The organism is Paenibacillus sp. S25 (assembly GCF_019454085.1).
Lineage (GTDB): Bacteria > Bacillota > Bacilli > Paenibacillales > Paenibacillaceae > Paenibacillus > Paenibacillus polymyxa_B.
In genome coordinates this window covers 314,820-333,156 of the sequence record NZ_CP073683.1, presented here as the reverse complement: position 1 = coordinate 333,156, position 18,337 = coordinate 314,820, and the positions used below count along the sequence as shown (strand labels likewise).

The window sequence follows — 18,337 nt, the reverse complement described above, 5'->3', positions numbered from 1 at the left end:
CATCTTGAATGATTCAGATTCCAAAGCATTCCCGTCCAAGACGGCTGGCAGTGTGCATCAAGCCTTACTAGCAGTGGGCACTATGGGCGAATTTCTCATCCTTATTTTTACGTTAGTGTATATTTACGCAAACGATTTTTATTACGATCATCTATACGAGCTGGAGCAAAAATTTACAGTTTTTAGCTTTGTTCTGTACTACATGTGTTTTGTAACCTATCTGATCTGGCTAGTTCAAGTACATAAAGCCATCCGGCAAAAGCATTCCGATTATCCGATTCGTACCGTGGGAGCCATTGCTCGCATGATTCCTTTTATTAACTTGTGGGGATTCTCCAATACATTCACCCATATTTATAGGTACTTTGCGCTCCACCCCGAATTGGAGCGCAAAGCGCGTTATATTCAAAAGATGATTGTTCCGCTATATTTTGTCTGGTTTGGTGAAGGGATTATTAACCGGATTCTTATCTTACATTTTTCCCATATGGAGTCGATGTCCATGTTGCTGGGAGCTATTATGCAAACCACCAGAATGACCTTCTTTTACTGCATGACACGGGTCATCCACAATAGTCTGGGCATGTTGAATAAAAAATATGAAGAAGGATTGCATTAAAAAAACGAGCTGGCCTTCACGGTCAGCTCGTTTCGATTTCCGGTAAAGCGTCTTACTCCATAAACAATATTTAATTCGTCTGTGCAGCAGGTACAATTCGGTATAATCCTGAAGTCTCGCCAGCCGCGGGACGTACTTCCTGGATGAACCATCCTAATGACAGCACCCGCTCCAGCCGATCATACTCAGCCTTCGTCAATTCGGATGTAACGGCTTCGCTTCCTTCCTCCAGTGACAGCTCAGGCTCCCGCCCGAACGCAACGGCAATCCACGAACGAATGCCCCGGATCGTATTGTACTTGATCTGATATCCGTCCGTTACCGCGCTGACAAACACCTCCGGCTCTTTGGACGCCAGCCCGGTGACAAGCTCTGTATAATCAAAATCGGATGGTCCGTCCGTTGGCAGTTCATTTTGCTGCACCCGACGGATTAATTCCTCTTGGGACCAGCCTAAAGAGCGTAATGATTCCAGCAAGAGCGCGTCCCATTGGGAAATACGTACTCTTTTTGTCGATTCAGTCATCGTTTTTTGCCTCCTTTGGGTCATTGCACATCGTACAACCGATCTCAACCCTAACGGTTAACCGGGTACGCTACATAATGGCCGGGACTGATTTCTCTCAGCTCGGTTGCACTGTCGTTATCCTTGTCCCATACTAATGAGCCGTCTGGTTGGGCCAAGCTTCCCCCCAGTCCCTCCCGCTCTCCGACTGCTCTCGGATCGGGCACAGGGATGGAGGACAGCAGTGCCTGCGTATAAGGGTGAGCGGGCTGCTCATACAACTCATCTGCATCAGCTACTTCTACCAGTCGCCCATGGTACATCACACCGATTCGGTCTGAAATATGCCGCACCATCGACAAGTCATGGGCGATGAACAGGTACGTCAGCCCGAACTCCTGCTGGAGATCCTCCAGCGTGTTAATGACCTGCGCCTGAATGGACACATCCAGTGCCGAAATCGGCTCGTCACAGACGATGAACTCGGGGTTCACGGAGAGAGCACGAGCGATGGAAATCCGCTGGCGCTGCCCGCCGCTGAACTCGTGCGAGTAGCGATACAGATGTTCCCGCTTCAGCCCTACCTTTTCAAGCAAAGCCACTACAGCATCCTTACGCTCACTCCCCTGATGCAATCTGTGAATATCCATCGGCTCACCGATCAGGTCAAGCACGTTCATACCCGGATTAAGAGAGGAATATGGGTCCTGAAAAATGCTCTGAATGCGCCGACGCAGCGGCTTGAGCTGTTTGTCGTTCAGCTTGGAAATATCCTGACCGTCAAAGCGTACCGTACCTTCTGTATAATCGTATAATCGCGTCAGACAGCGTCCAACCGTTGATTTCCCACTACCTGACTCACCGACCAATCCGAACGTCTCGCCACGCTTGATTTGAAAGCTCACGCCATCCACCGCCTTGAGCACCTCAGAGCTACGCCCTAACAAATCCTTTGCGGTCACAAAATGCTTCTTAAGCTGGTGTACCTTTACCAAGGGCTGATGCTCACCCAATACATCGTTTGCTTCACTCACCGTTATTCCCCCCTTCCACATGGCCCGCTTCGGGCGTCTCGTAGACTTCAGCAGGCATTGCATCCGGCTCGTTCAACCAGCAGGCTGCTCGCTGATCCGGGCGCAGCTCCACCATCGGTGGCCGCTCCACACAGCGGGCAAACGCATGTGGGCACCGTTCCATGAACGGACAGCCCGATGGCGGGTTCAGCAGGTCTGGCGGCGTGCCCTCAATCGGCACCAGCCGCTCGCGGAAGCCGTTCGTGCGCTGGGGCACAGAACGCAGCAGGCCCTGCGTATACGGGTGGCCCGGACGATAAAAGATATCGTCCACACGCCCCTCCTCCATCACCATACCGCCGTACATGACGATGACACGGCTACACACCTGGGCGACGACGCCCAGGTCATGGGTGATCAGAGCAATCGACATGTCGGATTGCTGCTTCAGCGTCTTGAGCAGCTCCAAGATTTGCGCCTGAATCGTCACATCCAGCGCTGTAGTCGGCTCATCTGCAATCAGTAGCTCCGGGTTGCACGAGAGCGCCATGGCAATCATCACCCGCTGGCGCATCCCGCCACTGAATTGATGCGGATATTGGTTCATTCGGCGCTCCGGCTCGGTAATGCCTACTTGTCGCAGCAGTTCTACTGCTGCTTGCGTAGCCGCTTCCTTGCTCAGTCCTCGATGTCTGCGAATTACCTCGACCAGGTGATAGCCAACCTTTTTGACCGGATTCAGCGAGGTCATCGGGTCCTGAAAGACCATCGCAATCTGGTTTCCGCGTATTTTGCGCCATTGCTTTTCCGTCAGAGCGGTCAGACTTTGTCCCCGATAACGGATATCGCCGTTCAACCGCTTGCCCGGCGGGGCAATCATCGACATGATCGCTTTCGCTGTAACACTTTTGCCGCTGCCGGATTCTCCTACGATTCCTACCGTTTCTCCAGCATCAATATGAAAACTAACCCCTCGAACTGCCTGATTTTCCCCTTCACGAGTGAAAAAGGAGACCTTCAGCTGTTCGACGGACAGTAGATGTTCTGTCATTGTGTTTTCGCTCCTTCCTGTCGCTCCTGGAGCCATTTGTAATGGATCTGTGCTATGAATCATCGTTTTACTAATTTGGGTTCAAAGCCTACACGCAGCACATCTCCCAAAACATTAAAGCTCAACACAGTCAGTAAAATAAGTAGACCCGGGAATAATGCCATATATGGGGCCTGTGCAATATATCCTTGGGCATTATTCAGCATACTGCCCCACGTAGCGTTCGGCAGCTGAACACCAAAGCCGAGGAAGCTCAGTGACGATTCCATCATAATCGCTGAAGCGATATTGTTCGTCGCCCCTACGATAATTACCGGAATCAGATTCGGTACGATGTGCTTCATAATAATACCAAACGTACTTTGTCCCGAAGCTTTGGCGTATAGTACATACTCCCGTTCGCGCAACGTCATTGTCTCTGCACGGACCACCCGGGCAATATTCATCCACATAAGCAGGGCGATAATGACAATGATATTGCCGACACCCGGCTTCAAAAACACACTCAGCAGCAAAATAACCAAGAAAGACGGGATCGACATGATCAGCTCTAAAACCCGCATAAGCAGATTGTCGATCCATCCTCCAAAATATCCGCTCACAATACCTACCACTGCACCGATACTGGTCGCAATAATCATGGACGCAAAGCCTACCAGCAATGATACACGCCCACCGTACAGTGCTCTTGTAAAATAGTCCCGCCCATAATCATCCGTCCCAAACCAGTGTGCCGCTCCCGGCGGTTGGAGACGCTCCAGCACGTTCAACTTATTCGGGTCCTGCGGCGATAAAAATGCGAAAATCGCCCCCAGCGAGAATACGATCAATAGTATGAGGGCGACGGCGCCCATTTTGCTCGTCATCAGCTCGATCCCGATGTTGCGCCATTTGCTCCGATTCATGAATTCACCTCGTTGATTTAATTCTCGGGTCCGCAATGCTGTATAAGATATCTGCAAGCAGATTACCCAGGATCAGCAGCAGAGCGGAAAATAAAGTAATCCCCATGATGACGGGATAATCCATTCCTTTTACCGCCGTCATGCCCAGCGAGCCAATGCCCGGCCAGGAAAATACCGTCTCCGTCACAATGGCTCCAGCCACCAGGTCCGCAACCGACATTCCGAGCAGCGTAATGATGGGCAGCAGCACATGCTTGAGCACATGTCGAAACAAAACCAGTCTTTTTCCAGACCCAAACGCGTATTGAATCTGCACATACTCTTCCTTGAGCTGCGTAATCGTGCTGGAACGGATGTACCTCACATACACAGACAGAAAGCCGAAGGCCAGTACAAAACATGGTAAAATTCCATGCTTAATCACATCCAGCACCGAGTCCGTACCGATGGTGCGCATCCCTGTACTCGGAAGCCAGTGCAGATAAATAGCAAACAAATAAATAAGTAAAATACCGAGCCAAAACAGCGGAACAGAAATCCCGATGTACGACATCAGATTAATGAGCTTGTCGATCCAGCGATTCCGATTAGCCGCAGCCGTCAAACCGAGTGGAATTGCAATCAGCACGGCAAGTATGATGGATGCACCCATTAACCCGGCTGTAGCCGGGAGACGATCGAGAATCTGATCCAGCACAGGCTGGTGATTAATTAGCGAGTAGCCGAGATCACCCGTTAGGCTCTTTTTAAGCCATAATATGTACTGCACATAAGCGGGCTGGTCCAGCCCCAAGCTATGCCTCATTCGTTCAATGTCTTCCAGATGCATATTCGGTGTAACAAAAGAGAGAACCGGATCACCTGGAGCCAGCTTGATCAAGCCGAAGCAGACGATGGACACAAAAAATAGCATCGGTATAACTTGCAGCAACCTTCTGGCGATGAGTTGTCTCATACGTTTCCCTTCCCCTTGCTGTTTTCGAAAAAAATAAGCTGGTTAGCCCAGCTTATTTTTGAAAACCCTGTCTTATTTGTGATAAATTTTGGACAAATCCTCGAAAATCACGACCGGCTTCAACACAGCCTGATCAATACCGCCATACTGCTTGTCGAAGGCTACAATAGTCTTGGTGTAAGCAATCGGGTAGATGACAGCATCCTCAGCCAGCAGCTCTTGTACCTTTTTATAAATTTCTCCACGTTTAGTCGTATCCGACTCACCCGCGCCCTCTTCCAGCAGCTTATCCACTTCTTTATTTGAATAATGCGAATAATTGGAGGACGATCCGGTGCTATACAAAATACGATACGCGTCAGGGTCATACCCCATGATATAGCCGCTGATCGCCAGATCGAAGTCCTTGGCATTCGTATCGACGAACTTTTGCGACCATGCCGAGGAATCCATGCTGTTCACGTCCAGCTGAACGCCTATGTCCTTTAACTTCTGCTGGATATAGAGCGCTTGTGCTTCCTGTACCTTGTTGCCGCCCGGAATGATAATGCGCAGCTTCAGTCCTTCAGCTCCAGCCGATTTCAGTAGCTCCTTCGCCTTGTTCACATCATTATTGAAAAATGCAACGTCGTTCGTGTGATACAGTACATCCTGTGTCAGAGCAGATTTCGCAGTATCTGCATAATCCTTGGAGCCATAGGATACCTGGATCAATTCATCCTGATTCAATGCATAAGAAAGCGCCTGACGTACTTCTTTTTTGTTCAACTGCTTCGTATCACTGTTTTCATTAAACATCAGATAAGCCAAGCGACCTTCGCTGTAAGGGAAAATGTCAAACTTATCTGTTGCTTTAATGGTCTCTACATTTTGTGGATCGAGATAGTTTACATTGATCTCACCATTTTGAAGGGCCAAATTCGCAGCATTTGAATCTTTAACAATCCGGTATGTTACTGTATCCAGATGCGGCTTGCCGCCAACATAGTTATCGAACCGTTCGAGTGTAACGTACTCACCGGTTTTGTACTCTTTAAATTTGAAAGGACCTGATCCAATCGGAGAGTTGTTTTTTGTGCTTTTCTCAATATCCGCTTCATTCTCGAAAATGTGCTTCGGAATCGGGGATACCTGTACCAGTGCTGCCTCAAAAGCAGGGGCTGGCTGAGGAAGCTTGAAATCCACCGTTGTATCATCAACTTTGCTCGCCTGAACCGGTTTGCCATTAACCATAAAATTACTTCTCAAAAAGCTGTGCTGCTTCTCGTCCAAAATTTTGTTAATGGTGAAAACAACATCGTCAGCTGTCAGCTTCTCGCCATCATGCCAAGTCAGATTTTTTTTCAGTTTTAGTGTATAAGTCAGCTTGTCTGTTGAAGGAGTCAGACTGTCTGCCAAATAAAATGTCTTTTTGCCATTGTTCACCTGAAACAATGGTGCGAATATCGCCTGGTCTATCGTCAGACTTACCCGATCACCCGCATAGTTTGGATTCAGCACCACCGGATCAGCTTGTACGCCAATGATCAGGCTACCGCCATCTTTAGGCTGTCCATTATCAGCTGTTGTGGTAGCTGTACCAGGCGTATTCCCATTCGTCTCAGACGTAGATCCTGAATTCCCGCCGGAGCATGCACTTACAACCAACATTAATACAATTAATACCAATACACCAGTCAAATTACGACGCATCGCTCTAGCCCCCGTGTCCTCTTAGTATGTAATGAATTTATTATAAATCGGAATAGTCGGATTTACAATCGGTCAAAAACTGTTTATTCCCCTTGTCATTAGCATTCCAGACATTATGTGATCGAATCTAGAAAAAAGACACCCGGTAAGGGTGTCTTCAGAGTATCCACAAACTGATCAGTGCCAGGATGGCAGGCAGGCCTTGCTTTAATAAAATAGACTTATTGGCAGTTAATGCACCATACAACGCAGCCACTACCACACAAATGACAAAGAATAATTGGATTTGCCGCCCGATCACAGTATCCGGATAGAACAAGCCCCACACCAATCCGGCTGCCAAAAATCCGTTGTACAGCCCCTGATTTGCAGCCAGGGATTTGCTTGCTTCCGCCAGCTCCCTCGAGGTGCCGAACGTACGCATCGCCCGCGGAGTCGTCCACAGAAACATTTCCAGTATTAGAATGTACACATGCTCCAAAGCTACAATTCCGACCAATATTGAACTAAGCAAGCTCAAGTATATTCCTCTTTTCCACATAAAGTTACTATGAGGTGATTTTTAGATCTATCCTCGAAAAGTATAGTTCATCTTCCAAAAATAGTAAAGAGACCGAACCTAAGGCCCGGCCTCATTTCTACATGAAGCCTTACATCGTTCTCGCAAAATCCAACAAAGCTTTGGACATGCTGTTAATCTCGTCTGTAGATGCATTCACTTGCTGCGTTAGCGCGGCTTGTGTCTGTGTCAGCGTAGACATGTTACCGATATTGTGCAAAATCCGCTCGATGAGTGTCTTCATTTCGTCCAGACTAGTCTCGATATTTCCGGTTGCATCAGCACTGTGAATGGCAAGTTTTCTCACTTCATCTGCGACTACCGCAAAACCCCGCCCCTGCTCGCCCGCACGCGATGCTTCAATGGCAGCATTCAGACCCAGCAGATTTGTTTGATTCGCAATCTCTTTAATGAAGTTGGAAATGTTTTGGGTTTCTTCTGCACTGACTTTGGCTTGATTCGCCGCCTCTGTCGATTGCTCCTGAGCCGTTGCCAGCTCCTGCGCCTGGTTACTAACCGAGTTAACGCCGTTCACCATTTCCGTAATGGAATCGGAGAGATGCTGGATTTTGAGCGTAAGCTCATCCGCGACAGCCTGCTTTTCCTTTTCCACTGTGATATCACGAATGGTCCCGGCAATACGAATAGGCACTCCCTTACTATCGCGTATGCTTCTTCCACTGTTTTGATACCAGCGATATTCGCCATTTTTACTTTGCAAGCGACACACCATGTCATATGGCGTACGATCTGAATAGTCATTTAAATGATCAACTACAGCCTTAAACGCATGCTCGGCATCGTCAGGATGTATACGCGAACTCCAACTGCTTAGTACACTCGGGAAGTCCTGCTCATCCTTAAAGCCCAAGGTGTGGCGGAATTGCTGGGACCACCAAAATATATTATCCGGGTTTTCAATGTCTCCATCAGCCAGAATGACATCATATGGAGCCTCCACCAAAACACGATTGATGAGATCATATCTTGTAACTAGAGCCTGCAACTCCTCGGACTTAATCTTCTGGTCGTGCACATCCAATAGAGCACCCGCAATTCGAAGCGGCACTCCCTGCTGATCGCGGATCGTCGTTCCGGTAGCCCGGAACCAGCGGTATTCTCCATGCTTCAGCTTCAAACGATACTGTACGTCATAAGGCGTCTTTCCCGTAAAATCCAGCAAATGATCTGACAAAGCCGCCAATGACCTGTCATGATCTTCGGGGTGCAGCCGGGATGCCCAGCTGTTTAATACATTGGGGAAGTCCTTTTCGCTCTGATACCCCAGCATAGCACGAAATTCTTCTGACCATGTGAACGTATTACTTGGATTGACGGGATCACCCGCAACCACCTCCATGTCCCATAAGCCAATCTCTATAGCCTTGGTAACAAGCTTCAGACGAATGTCAACATGTTGAGCATCCTTTTTCATGGACTCAAGCGCTTGGTTGACATTGTTTGCGATTTCTTGAACCTCGGAAGATTTGGATGAAACTTGTATTGCGGCGGAATAATCCTTCTGCTGTATTCTTTGTGAAAGTTTGCGGCTTTCTTCTACTAAAGGAGCAAGTGAGTGGGTCTCATTTTTTTTAAGAAACATATATGCTCTTCCCTTCTAAGCCAATATATAAAACGATATAGTTTAATATCGGAATTTTATTAAGAATCATTATAAATAAATTTAAAATTACATAGGTAATAAGAATCATTTTTATGTCCATATACCTATATTTTCATACAAAAAATATTGAAAAATGTCGAAAAAGGAAGGGTCTTAACAAGTCTGGAAACGAAAAGAACACCTTTGCATTACTTCGCAAAAGTGCTCTTTCTGTCAACTATTCAGTTCATTGCATCTTATTTAATTGAAGCAACGTATTCCTCGCCCTTTTCTTTATCATATTGGCCTTCCCATTTGGACATGACCACAGCGGCAAGCGAGTTGCCTAATACATTGACTACCGTACGCGCCATATCCAGAATGCGATCAATACCAGCGATAAAAGCCAAACCCTCCAGCGGGAGGTTCACTGCTCCAAGTGTAGCCAGCAAAACGACAAAGGAAGCACCCGGCACCCCTGCAATACCTTTGGATGAAATAATCAAAACGAGCACCAGCGTGATTTGTGTCGTGATTGGCAGGTCAATGCCGTACATTTGGGCAATGAAAATCGCAGCCAGTGCCTGATACAGGGTGGAACCGTCCAGATTAAAAGAATACCCAATCGGAATGACAAAGGAAGTAATTCCTTTAGGACATCCGAACTTCTCCATCTTCTCCATGATCTTAGGCAGAACACTTTCCGAACTGGCCGTCGAATATGCAAGCAACAGCTCACTTTTCAAAATTTTAATCATAGTCCAGAGACGGGTACCGCAAAGCTTGGCGATAATTCCGAAAACAATCACAATGAACAGCGCCATGGAGCCGTACACCGACAAAACAAGCTTCAATAATGGCCATAACGACGCCAATCCAAACTTGGCCACTGTCGTTCCAATCAGTGCGAATACTCCGAACGGAGCCAGGCGCATGACCTGATTGGTTACCCAGAACATGGCGTCGGCTACGCCTTCAAAGAAATTCAGCACGGGCTTGCCCTTGTCGCCAATCGCCGCTACCCCTAGTCCAAACAGTACGGAGAAGAATATAATAGCCAGCATATCTCCCTCGCCCAGAGCTTGAATAATATTGGTAGGAACAATATGCACAATCGTATCTATAAAGCTATGGCCTGACTTCTCTGCAGTCTCCACATAGGAATGGATATCACTCTTGGCCAGGTGAGACATGTCCACGCCGTCACCAGGTCGAACCAGATTGGCAACAAGCAGTCCGAAAAGGATGGCGATTGTCGTTACAATCTCAAAGTACAGAATAGACTTTCCGCCAAGTTTACCTAGTTTTTTCATATCGCCCACGCCGGCAACGCCGATAATGAGCGTTGAGATCACAATAGGCACGACAATCATCTTGATCAAGCGAATGAAAATATCGCCGATTGGCTTTAAGTAGACTTCCACCCCTGAATTGCCGTAAAATAAGGCACCAATAATAATACCTAAAGCCAGACCGATAAAGATTTGCATCGTCAAATTAATCTTTTTCACTTCGTGTCCCCCCTGGCTGGTTTGTATATTTTTGCAGTATGCTGTTCTTAATATTCAAATGATGTTATTTATACTACAATCTGATCTATAAAAAACGACAATTATCTACAGCTGCATTTATTTTTTTCTATAAATTCACAAAATTTAACGGCGAGCCTGTGAATTTAGCTCACATTGACTTTCTGACTGAATACCCAGGAGGTGAATATGGATGAAGTTGAATACGCTCCTTTTCCTGCTCATGCTTATCTTTGTACCGCTCGCAGGTGAGCTGAATATTCACCCGTTCGCTAATACATTTCGTCTCAGCTTTGGCACGCCTGTATTTTTTTTCTTTCTGTTATCTATTCGTCATATACCGCCTGCATTATCGGGAGTGTTTGCAGGGATAGCGGTAGTCGCCTTTCGCATCTTACTTAATCATTACACTCAGCCCGGCCTTCCCTTTGAAGAGTTGCTGACACTGCACGGCCCTACCTTTTTTTATTACATGGTCTACGGGCTGCTCTTCCAGGTCCTTAACATTAATGCTGAGCCTTACCGCGCGCTCCGCGTGGGCATCCTCTCTGTAGGGATTGAGGTTGCCGCAAGTGTGTCGGAACTTAGCGTCCGGTGGAGCATTGACGGCGATTTCTGGGACATCATTAAGATCAGCAAAGTAGCTTTCATGGCTATGATCCGCAGCTTCTTCGTGCTTGGGTTTTATAATATGATTCGGTTAAATCAATCGGTTCAGCATGAAGAGGCACAAAGACAGCAGACAGAGCGAATTTTACTCCTTGTATCGGACTTGTATGAGGAGTCGGTCCAGTTAGGCAAAACGCTGTCACATGCAGAACAAATCACTCGTGAAAGCTACGAGCTGTACCGTGAGCTGCAGCAGGATGAATCTCTGAAGGACAGAGAACATTACGCCAGACAGGCACTCCGTATTTCCGGACAGGTCCACGAAATTAAAAAAGACAGCCAGCGGATTTTTGCTGGTTTGTCCAAGCTGATTGATGCCGAAAGCGGAGTGCATTACATGGCTTCTCAAGAGCTTGGGGAGCTAATCATCCGAACGAACAGCAAATACGCGCAATCGCTGGACAAGTCCATTCGTTTTACCCTAGATGTCGATCCTTTGTTACCCAAGCTGCATGTTTATACCGTTTTGACACTTATTAATAACCTGACAGCCAATGCGGTTGAAGCAATGAAGGACAACGGAAGGATTGACGTTTCCCTTCGCTGTCTCCCGGGAAAAGAGGATATAGCTTCCTTTAGTGTTACCGACAACGGTCCGGGTATTCCTCAGCGGAAACGGGAAATGGTCTTCACACCGGGGTATACGACCAAGTATGATGAGGAAGGACAGCCGTCGACCGGTATGGGATTGTTTTATGTGCGTGAGGTCGCGGAGAGCCTTGAAGGAACGATTGAACTGCAACAGGATGAAGAAGAGAATACAGATAGATTACAGACCACTTTTAGAATTACATTGCCTTTACGGAAACTGAAGGAGAAAGGAAGATAGCCCGGATGCGTTTTTATATTGTGGATGACGATCAGGGAATTCGTTCTATGCTGGCAGATATTATTGAAGACGAAGGTCTAGGGGAAGTCATCGGGGAAGCAGAGGATGGTACCTACGTGAATAGCGGCCTCCTGGAGCTGAACCGGATTGATGTATTGCTGATTGACCTGCTGATGCCGCTTCGTGACGGCATTCAGACCGTGCGTGCACTCGGCGATCAATTCAGCGGTAAAATCATTATGATTTCTCGCATCGAATCCAAAAACATGATCGGCGAGGCGTACTCGCTCGGTATTGAATATTATGTGGCCAAGCCTTTGAATCGACTGGAGATTATTGCAGTTATTCATAAGGTGGCTGAGCGTCTGCGCATGCAGCAGTCGATAACGGATATCCAGCGCACGCTTCAAGGGTTGTCAATGTTCACATCGAATAATCCAACGGCAACGATTGAACCGACCCGAAACATCGTAACTTCCGGGCAGTTTCTGCTCTCCGAAATGGGAATGATCGGCGAAGCCGGGAGTATGGATTTACTGGACATGCTGGAATTTCTGGACCAGTATGAGGAGGAAACAGGCAATCTATCTCCCTATCTGTTCCCGCCGTTGAAGGATATATTCGCCAATGTAGCGTCCAAAAGGTTAGGGGCTTCAGCCTCAGCAGTAGAGCTGAGTAAGGAAATCAAAGCATCGGAGCAACGTGTCCGCCGCGCTATTTTCCAGACGCTAAGCCATATAGTATCGCTCGGATTGACCGACTATACCCATCCTAAATTTGAAAATTATGCATCCAAATTTTTTGATTTTACAGAAATCCGCAAAAAAATGCTGGAGCTGCAAAACAATGTGGAGCCTTCACTGTCCCAAGCCCGCATTAATACGAAAAAGTTCGTACAGGTGCTCTATATGGAAGCAAAACGGCTATTACACTAAGCATTTTGCATAAATCCAAAGAGTATTCACAATCAGCAATATATAGATCAGAACGGGTTAGTCCGTCTAAATATTGTACCCTCGAGCGTTGGGAATCGAATTATGCAAAATGCTGACATTAAAAGAAAAGCACCTGCATCTCCCCATGTATCTATTACTCGGAGATAAAACAGGCGCCCATCGTTGATGATTCGATATCCCTTTAATCCAGACTCTTGTCCTGCCACTCCATAGCTTCCAAGAGATCTACACCATCGGACAGCAGACGTTTCAAGACATTCAGTTCTTCCGAGCTGTAACGATCTAAAAATTCAAATAACTGCTGCTGTACCTTAACATGCAGTCGTTCATGTACAAGAAAGAGTCTTTTCCCCAACGGAGTTAACCGAAAATAAATTTCTTTCTTGTTGTCGTTAAGCTGGGTTCTGCGAATCCAGCCTTCCTTGAGCAGCTTGGCGCTGACTTTCGAAACTGTACCCTTGCTCAGCTCCATTCGATCCGCTAATGTCGTAACATTAATCGGCTCATGCCTCCCAATACAATCCATAACGTGCACATCCGTCATATTGAGCGAAGTCATTCCATCAAAGTGCTCGCGGATTTCTTCGAGAAAGGTCATGCTCTCTCTTTGCTGATGCTGCTCCAGCTGGTGATTCATCTTAATAAGCAAATCATAGACATGCTGAACCGATGTCGCCTTCTCCATACTAACAAGTAGTCACTCCTTTGGCATACTCCTCCTTTCATTATAGCCGACATTTGTTTCATAGAAAACAATATATGCATACGGAAAGCTCCCCTTTAACATTTCCGTATATATACAGAATATATCTGTTGTTTATACTTTGTTTCCTTTGAAACAATTTTATTTTAATGCAATTGAGAATGATTATCAACCGTTTTTTTAAATCATTTCTGTTTCTCTCCAAACTACGGGGGTATTTTCATTTCGGAAAATATAATTGTATAATTGCTAAATGAGAATAAGCTAGAAACAAGTTCTCCATAGAAGGGATGATTATACATGTCGGATGCCAACCAATTATTCGGTCAAGCACTGGTTAAATCACTGGTCGGGGAACGTGGGCATATTCGTGTGGCTCGGGCTTTGCCAGACATTGACGTCGAACTGGCAGGGAAGAAAAACGCGGAAATGCCTTACAGCATTTATCAACTGCTGAAGCATATGATTTACTGGCAGCAATTTATGCTGGAGCATTTGGAAGGACGGAAGCCCCAGCTTCCGGGCAATGTCATGGAAAGCTGGCCCGAAGAGACTGGGCCGCAAAGCGAAGAGGCATGGCAGGCTGTCATTAACGAATTTTTACAGGGCGTAGATCAGGCTGTGCAAATTGCCGAAACCGCGCAACTGGATGATTCACTAGCTCATTTCCCAGGTGAAACGAAAGCAGGACTACTGCGGAATATCGCTTCCCACAATTCATATCATTTGGGTGAAATCGTACTGCTACGCCGGATTTATGGAGCTTGGCCACCACCAGGAGGCGGCTTTCCCGCTTAAAGGCAACACCATGCCCTGGTCATACGAATAGAGCATAAATTAAACAAAAGGATTTCCCCAATCTGCTGCTTTATACCTCCATCATTGCATTGGGATTTAGGCACCACGAGGAACTCGCTTGCGTACCCTATATGGGAACCCGCTAACTCGACCTGAAACCGTTCATCCGTAATCAGGTGCAATCCGAATAACGGTTCCCATGATGCAAGATCAAAGAGAGGTTTCGAGGTTATGGTGAGACACTTATATTTAAATCGTAATATCGCCTGTATGATCGTGATCAGCCTTATTGCTAACATGAGTGGGAGTATGATCCTTCCACTCTTTGCTATTTATGTAGAGCAATTCGGGATATCCGTACTCGGCATGAGTATTTTATTTTCTCTTTTTTATGTGGGAAGATTTCTTGGTGGAGGCTTAGCAGGACGAATTTATGAAAAGATCGGCGCAAAACGCTTGGGGTTGAGCTTACTCATTGCCGAAATCGCTTGTATGCTCCTGTTTCCAATTGCTACAAGCTTCATCATTCTATCCATACTGAGACTTCTTCAAGGCTTGGTGGCTATAGGGCTAACCGTCTTTGTAAGAGTCACGGTCAACCATATGAGCACCGCAGAGAATCGAGGCACGCTCAATGGATATATCAGCAGCAGTGAAGGGGCCGGTATGATTTTAGGCCCTCTTATAAGTGGAGTCATTGTTTCCTATTTTTCTTTATCCGTACCGTTTTACTTCGTTGCTATTTTTGCATGTATATCCTTCTTTGCCGTTTCAAGAATGACTTTCGCTAACTCTCCCTTAAAACCACAAGAACGGCATTCTCTCCCTCTGAAACCCAAAGAAAAAACCATGTTAACGAAACAGTTACTTGTCTATTCTACCGTTCATTTTCTTGAAATGAGTGCATTCGCAATATTTTTAACGTACTTCTCCATATATGCAACCTACAAGCTCCATTGGAGCCCCGCAGAAATCAGCTTAGCTTTTACAATTATCGGCATATCGACCTTCATATCAGCACCCTTTATTGGCAAAATATCTGATCTACTTAAGGATCGTTTGCTGCTTTGTATCATCGGTCTATTATTAATCATGATGGAAATTATCTTATTTTTATGGTTCACAGAACCGTGGATCGTATACTTGGGGATGTTCATCGGAGGTATAGGAGGAGCCAGCTATCTGGATTCCTTTTACTCGCAACTAGGGGATGTTATTCCTGAGGAAAATAGAAGCTCATTTATCGGCAACGTCGTATCTTTGTCCGAATTGGGGGCCATTGTGTCTCCGATCATCGCAGGTGCACTCATGGAACGGTTTAGCATCAACACTCCCTTTTACTACAATTTGATTTTGGTGTTGATCGCTATAATTATCCAATATGTCATTCGATTCAAGTCGAAATCTATAAGAAAAAGGCCAATTGCATAAGCAACCGGCCTCCTTTCTTTTCATCACAGCTCCAACTCAACTGCAATCCCAAAATGATCCGATACAACCGGTCCTGTTTTCCCGTTCAGCACAACGGTTGAGGATTGAACCTGTGCTTTCTTATTGGAGAAGATAAAGTCAATGCGGAGCGGCTCCGCGTTACTTTCCCAGCCAGCAATAGCTTTAATCACCGTGTGGCCTTCATCACGTACTGCTGCATTCGGATAGGTGTCCGACCAGCCGGATTGCAGTACATAGTCATATCCTTCTCCACGTACTTCGGCCGCGTTGTTGAAATCACCCATCATAAACACAGGAATCGGAGCAAAAGAATTTAGCACTTTTGTTGTACGATCCCATAGTCCACGGAAGGATTCTTCATCATTCCACCAGTTATAATGTCCACTGACAAACCAGGCCTGTACTCCGTCCACCACAGTTTGAATGCCGACAATTTTACGCGAGCGGTAATTGTCATAATCCTGTAGCGAGGAAACATATTCGTTCACCGTAGCTGTAATCGGCGTTTTGGACAGAATCGCCAAACCCTCGTCGTATTTGGCAAAACCAACATGCGCGGGAGCCCACGTCCAATGATAGGCGTTGGACAATAGCCCGTTCAGCACATAAGCATAGTTATCACGTTTAATGACAACCTCAGGATCTGCGCTATGGTAGGCGCCCAAATCGTCCGGCGACAAAGGAGTCTCTTCCATAGACTGGTTCACTTCCTGCAAAGCAATGACATCAAACTGCTGTTCATCAATAAAAGCAGCCAGTTGCTTTAGCTTATCGTGCTGGTTTTCTTCCATCCAAGCATGTGCATTTAAGGTTAACAACTTCAAAGTAATCACCTGTTGAGTATGTCTTGTATATCTGATTTAAGCACATCGGCCTTCGGTCCGTAAACCGCCTGCACCCCATTATCTACTTTTATCAAGCCCAAGGCACCCAGTGCTTTCCACGTCTTTTCGTCCCCAACGGCATCTGTATCCTTCACCGTCACACGCAGACGGGTCATGCAAGCGTCCACCTCGACAATGTTCTGCTCACCCCCAAGCGTCTTGATGATATCCGTAGCCAGTTGATTTTGAGTGGAAACAGCTGCCACACCATCTGTCTTCGTATTCCCCACCTCGGAAGTGCCCTGAGGCTCCTCATCCGTATAGTTCCCCAGTCTTCCCGGCGTAGCCATTTTGAATTTACCGATCATAAAATAAGCGATAAAGTAGGTTGCTACCGCAAACACCACACAAGTCAGCACGAAGTTAATAATATCCTGCACCAAACCCGCATTTATAGACAACGGCAATCGGGTCAGCAGTTCAATCATACCAAACGAATGTAAACGCAAATGTATGATGTCGGCCATTCCGAACGCAATACCAGTAAGAATAGCATAAACCACATACAGCACAGGCGCTACGAACATAAACATGAATTCCAGTGGCTCCGTTACCCCTGTTAAAAAGACAGCTGCGGCTGCCGAAAAGATCATCGACTTGTACTTGCTGCGTTTATCTTTGTCTACACGGCGATACATAGCCACCGATAGTCCCATAAGGATTCCTGCTCCACCGATCATTTGTCCTACCTTGAAGCGGGCAGGCGTCACGCCTTCCAACAAGCTATTGTAGGCTGTCGGATCGGTACCACGAAGCGCACTCAGGTCACTTGCCCAAGCCAGCCACAGCGGGTCTTGCCCGGCAACAACGCTACCTGCCCCGGAACCCGTAAGTGTCGTGTAAACGCCACCAAGTTGAGTATAGTTAATAGGAACAGTCAGCATATGATGAAGTCCAAAAGGAATCAGTAGTCTTTCCAGTGTACCATAGACAAATGGCGCTACAAAAGGAGCCGACTCTCCCGAAGTCGCCAACCAAATACCGAACTGATTAATCCCCCCCTGAACAAATGGCCAGATGGCAGACATGATCAAACTTACGATGACAGACCATAAAATCACGACAAAAGGAACAAAACGTTTACCGTTAAAAAAGGCTAAAGCGTCTGGCAGCTTGCGGTAATTGTAGTACTTGTTAAATACCACGGCCCCGACAAATCCGGAGATGATACCGACAAACACACCCATATTAAGTGCAGGCGCCCCTAAGACAGAGGTAAAATAGCCACTAACCGGAATGGATGCACCAAAAAGAGTGTGGGTGGTGGCACCCTCCTGGGTTAGCATTTTCGAGGACACACCCAAAATCGTTCCTGTTGAAATATTAATGAGAATAAAGGCAATTAAGGCAGCAAAAGCCCCGCCCGCCCGTTCCTTAGCCCAGGAACCACCAATCGCCACTGCAAATAGAATGTGTAAATTATTGATAATACCCCAACCCAAATTCTCCATGACCCCGCCGACAGTCAACCAGAAATGGATATCGCCAGCCAACATCGCCACTACTTTACCGAGCGAAATCATAATCCCTGCTGCCGGCATGACAGCAACAACCACTAGCAGTGCTTTCCCGAGCTTTTGCCAAAAATCAAATGATAGAAGTTTTTTCATGCTCC

17 protein-coding genes are annotated in these 18,337 nt (G+C 46.6%); 5 read left to right on the top strand and 12 right to left on the bottom strand.

What is annotated here, in order from left to right:
* Positions 1–4 precede the first annotated feature (4 nt).
* Complete coding sequence (locus KAI37_RS01425) at positions 5–619, top strand: hypothetical protein (RefSeq protein ID WP_220030590.1); 615 nt, start codon at positions 5–7, stop codon at positions 617–619.
* 70 nt (positions 620–689) lie between these two features.
* Here the strand turns inward: KAI37_RS01425 and KAI37_RS01420 are convergent, their stop codons facing one another.
* The 9 genes from KAI37_RS01420 to KAI37_RS01380 form a co-directional block, all read right to left on the bottom strand.
* Positions 690–1,145 (bottom strand): hypothetical protein, encoded by a 456-nt coding sequence (locus KAI37_RS01420; protein WP_076293842.1) that lies wholly within the window; start codon positions 1,143–1,145, stop codon positions 690–692.
* 50 nt (positions 1,146–1,195) lie between these two features.
* Positions 1,196–2,179 carry an ABC transporter ATP-binding protein gene (locus KAI37_RS01415; protein WP_076293841.1) on the bottom strand — a complete coding sequence of 328 codons (984 nt, stop codon included), beginning with the start codon at positions 2,177–2,179 and terminating at the stop codon, positions 1,196–1,198.
* Complete coding sequence (locus KAI37_RS01410) at positions 2,151–3,188, bottom strand: ABC transporter ATP-binding protein (protein ID WP_220030589.1); 1,038 nt, start codon at positions 3,186–3,188, stop codon at positions 2,151–2,153. The genes KAI37_RS01415 and KAI37_RS01410 overlap by 29 nt, the downstream gene beginning before the upstream one ends.
* A gap of 59 nt (positions 3,189–3,247) precedes the next feature.
* Positions 3,248–4,093 carry an ABC transporter permease gene (locus KAI37_RS01405; RefSeq protein WP_013308329.1) on the bottom strand — a complete coding sequence of 282 codons (846 nt, stop codon included), beginning with the start codon at positions 4,091–4,093 and terminating at the stop codon, positions 3,248–3,250.
* A 4-nt stretch (positions 4,094–4,097) separates the two neighbouring features.
* Positions 4,098–5,048 carry an ABC transporter permease gene (locus KAI37_RS01400; protein ID WP_023986565.1) on the bottom strand — a complete coding sequence of 317 codons (951 nt, stop codon included), beginning with the start codon at positions 5,046–5,048 and terminating at the stop codon, positions 4,098–4,100.
* A gap of 72 nt (positions 5,049–5,120) precedes the next feature.
* Positions 5,121–6,740 carry an ABC transporter substrate-binding protein gene (locus KAI37_RS01395; RefSeq protein ID WP_076293839.1) on the bottom strand — a complete coding sequence of 540 codons (1,620 nt, stop codon included), beginning with the start codon at positions 6,738–6,740 and terminating at the stop codon, positions 5,121–5,123.
* 157 nt (positions 6,741–6,897) lie between these two features.
* Positions 6,898–7,260, bottom strand: a complete 363-nt coding sequence (locus KAI37_RS01390; RefSeq protein ID WP_076293838.1) for a DUF1304 domain-containing protein — start codon at positions 7,258–7,260, stop codon at positions 6,898–6,900.
* A gap of 130 nt (positions 7,261–7,390) precedes the next feature.
* The gene (locus KAI37_RS26625; protein WP_220026707.1) at positions 7,391–8,902 is read right to left on the bottom strand and encodes a methyl-accepting chemotaxis protein; all 1,512 of its coding nucleotides are present in this window, start codon (positions 8,900–8,902) and stop codon (positions 7,391–7,393) included.
* A 257-nt stretch (positions 8,903–9,159) separates the two neighbouring features.
* Positions 9,160–10,413 (bottom strand): cation:dicarboxylate symporter family transporter, encoded by a 1,254-nt coding sequence (locus tag KAI37_RS01380; protein WP_023986561.1) that lies wholly within the window; start codon positions 10,411–10,413, stop codon positions 9,160–9,162.
* Positions 10,414–10,624: 211 nt separating this feature from the next.
* On the opposite strand from KAI37_RS01380, the gene KAI37_RS01375 reads away from it, so the two are divergent.
* Positions 10,625–11,929 (top strand): sensor histidine kinase, encoded by a 1,305-nt coding sequence (locus KAI37_RS01375; protein WP_220030588.1) that lies wholly within the window; start codon positions 10,625–10,627, stop codon positions 11,927–11,929.
* A 5-nt stretch (positions 11,930–11,934) separates the two neighbouring features.
* Entirely contained in the window at positions 11,935–12,864 is a 930-nt protein-coding gene (locus tag KAI37_RS01370; RefSeq protein ID WP_023986559.1) for a response regulator, read from the top strand.
* Between the two features lie 202 nt (positions 12,865–13,066).
* Here KAI37_RS01370 and KAI37_RS01365 read toward each other — a convergent pair whose 3' ends face one another.
* Positions 13,067–13,570, bottom strand: a complete 504-nt coding sequence (locus KAI37_RS01365) for a MarR family transcriptional regulator (RefSeq protein WP_220030587.1) — start codon at positions 13,568–13,570, stop codon at positions 13,067–13,069.
* A gap of 318 nt (positions 13,571–13,888) precedes the next feature.
* Here KAI37_RS01365 and KAI37_RS01360 point away from each other — a divergent pair, with 318 nt between their 5' ends.
* Together KAI37_RS01360 and KAI37_RS01355 are read left to right on the top strand one after the other, a co-directional pair.
* A complete protein-coding gene (locus tag KAI37_RS01360) occupies positions 13,889–14,386 on the top strand; it encodes a DinB family protein (protein WP_023986557.1) in 498 nt (165 codons plus the stop codon).
* 231 nt (positions 14,387–14,617) lie between these two features.
* The gene (locus tag KAI37_RS01355) at positions 14,618–15,817 is read left to right on the top strand and encodes an MFS transporter (protein WP_071639136.1); all 1,200 of its coding nucleotides are present in this window, start codon (positions 14,618–14,620) and stop codon (positions 15,815–15,817) included.
* A 23-nt stretch (positions 15,818–15,840) separates the two neighbouring features.
* On the opposite strand, the gene KAI37_RS01350 is transcribed toward KAI37_RS01355, so the two are convergent.
* Together KAI37_RS01350 and KAI37_RS01345 are read right to left on the bottom strand one after the other, a co-directional pair.
* Positions 15,841–16,662 carry an endonuclease/exonuclease/phosphatase family protein gene (locus tag KAI37_RS01350; protein WP_071639135.1) on the bottom strand — a complete coding sequence of 274 codons (822 nt, stop codon included), beginning with the start codon at positions 16,660–16,662 and terminating at the stop codon, positions 15,841–15,843.
* A 5-nt stretch (positions 16,663–16,667) separates the two neighbouring features.
* Positions 16,668–18,332 carry a PTS transporter subunit IIBC gene (locus KAI37_RS01345; RefSeq protein WP_071639134.1) on the bottom strand — a complete coding sequence of 555 codons (1,665 nt, stop codon included), beginning with the start codon at positions 18,330–18,332 and terminating at the stop codon, positions 16,668–16,670.
* Positions 18,333–18,337 lie beyond the last annotated feature (5 nt).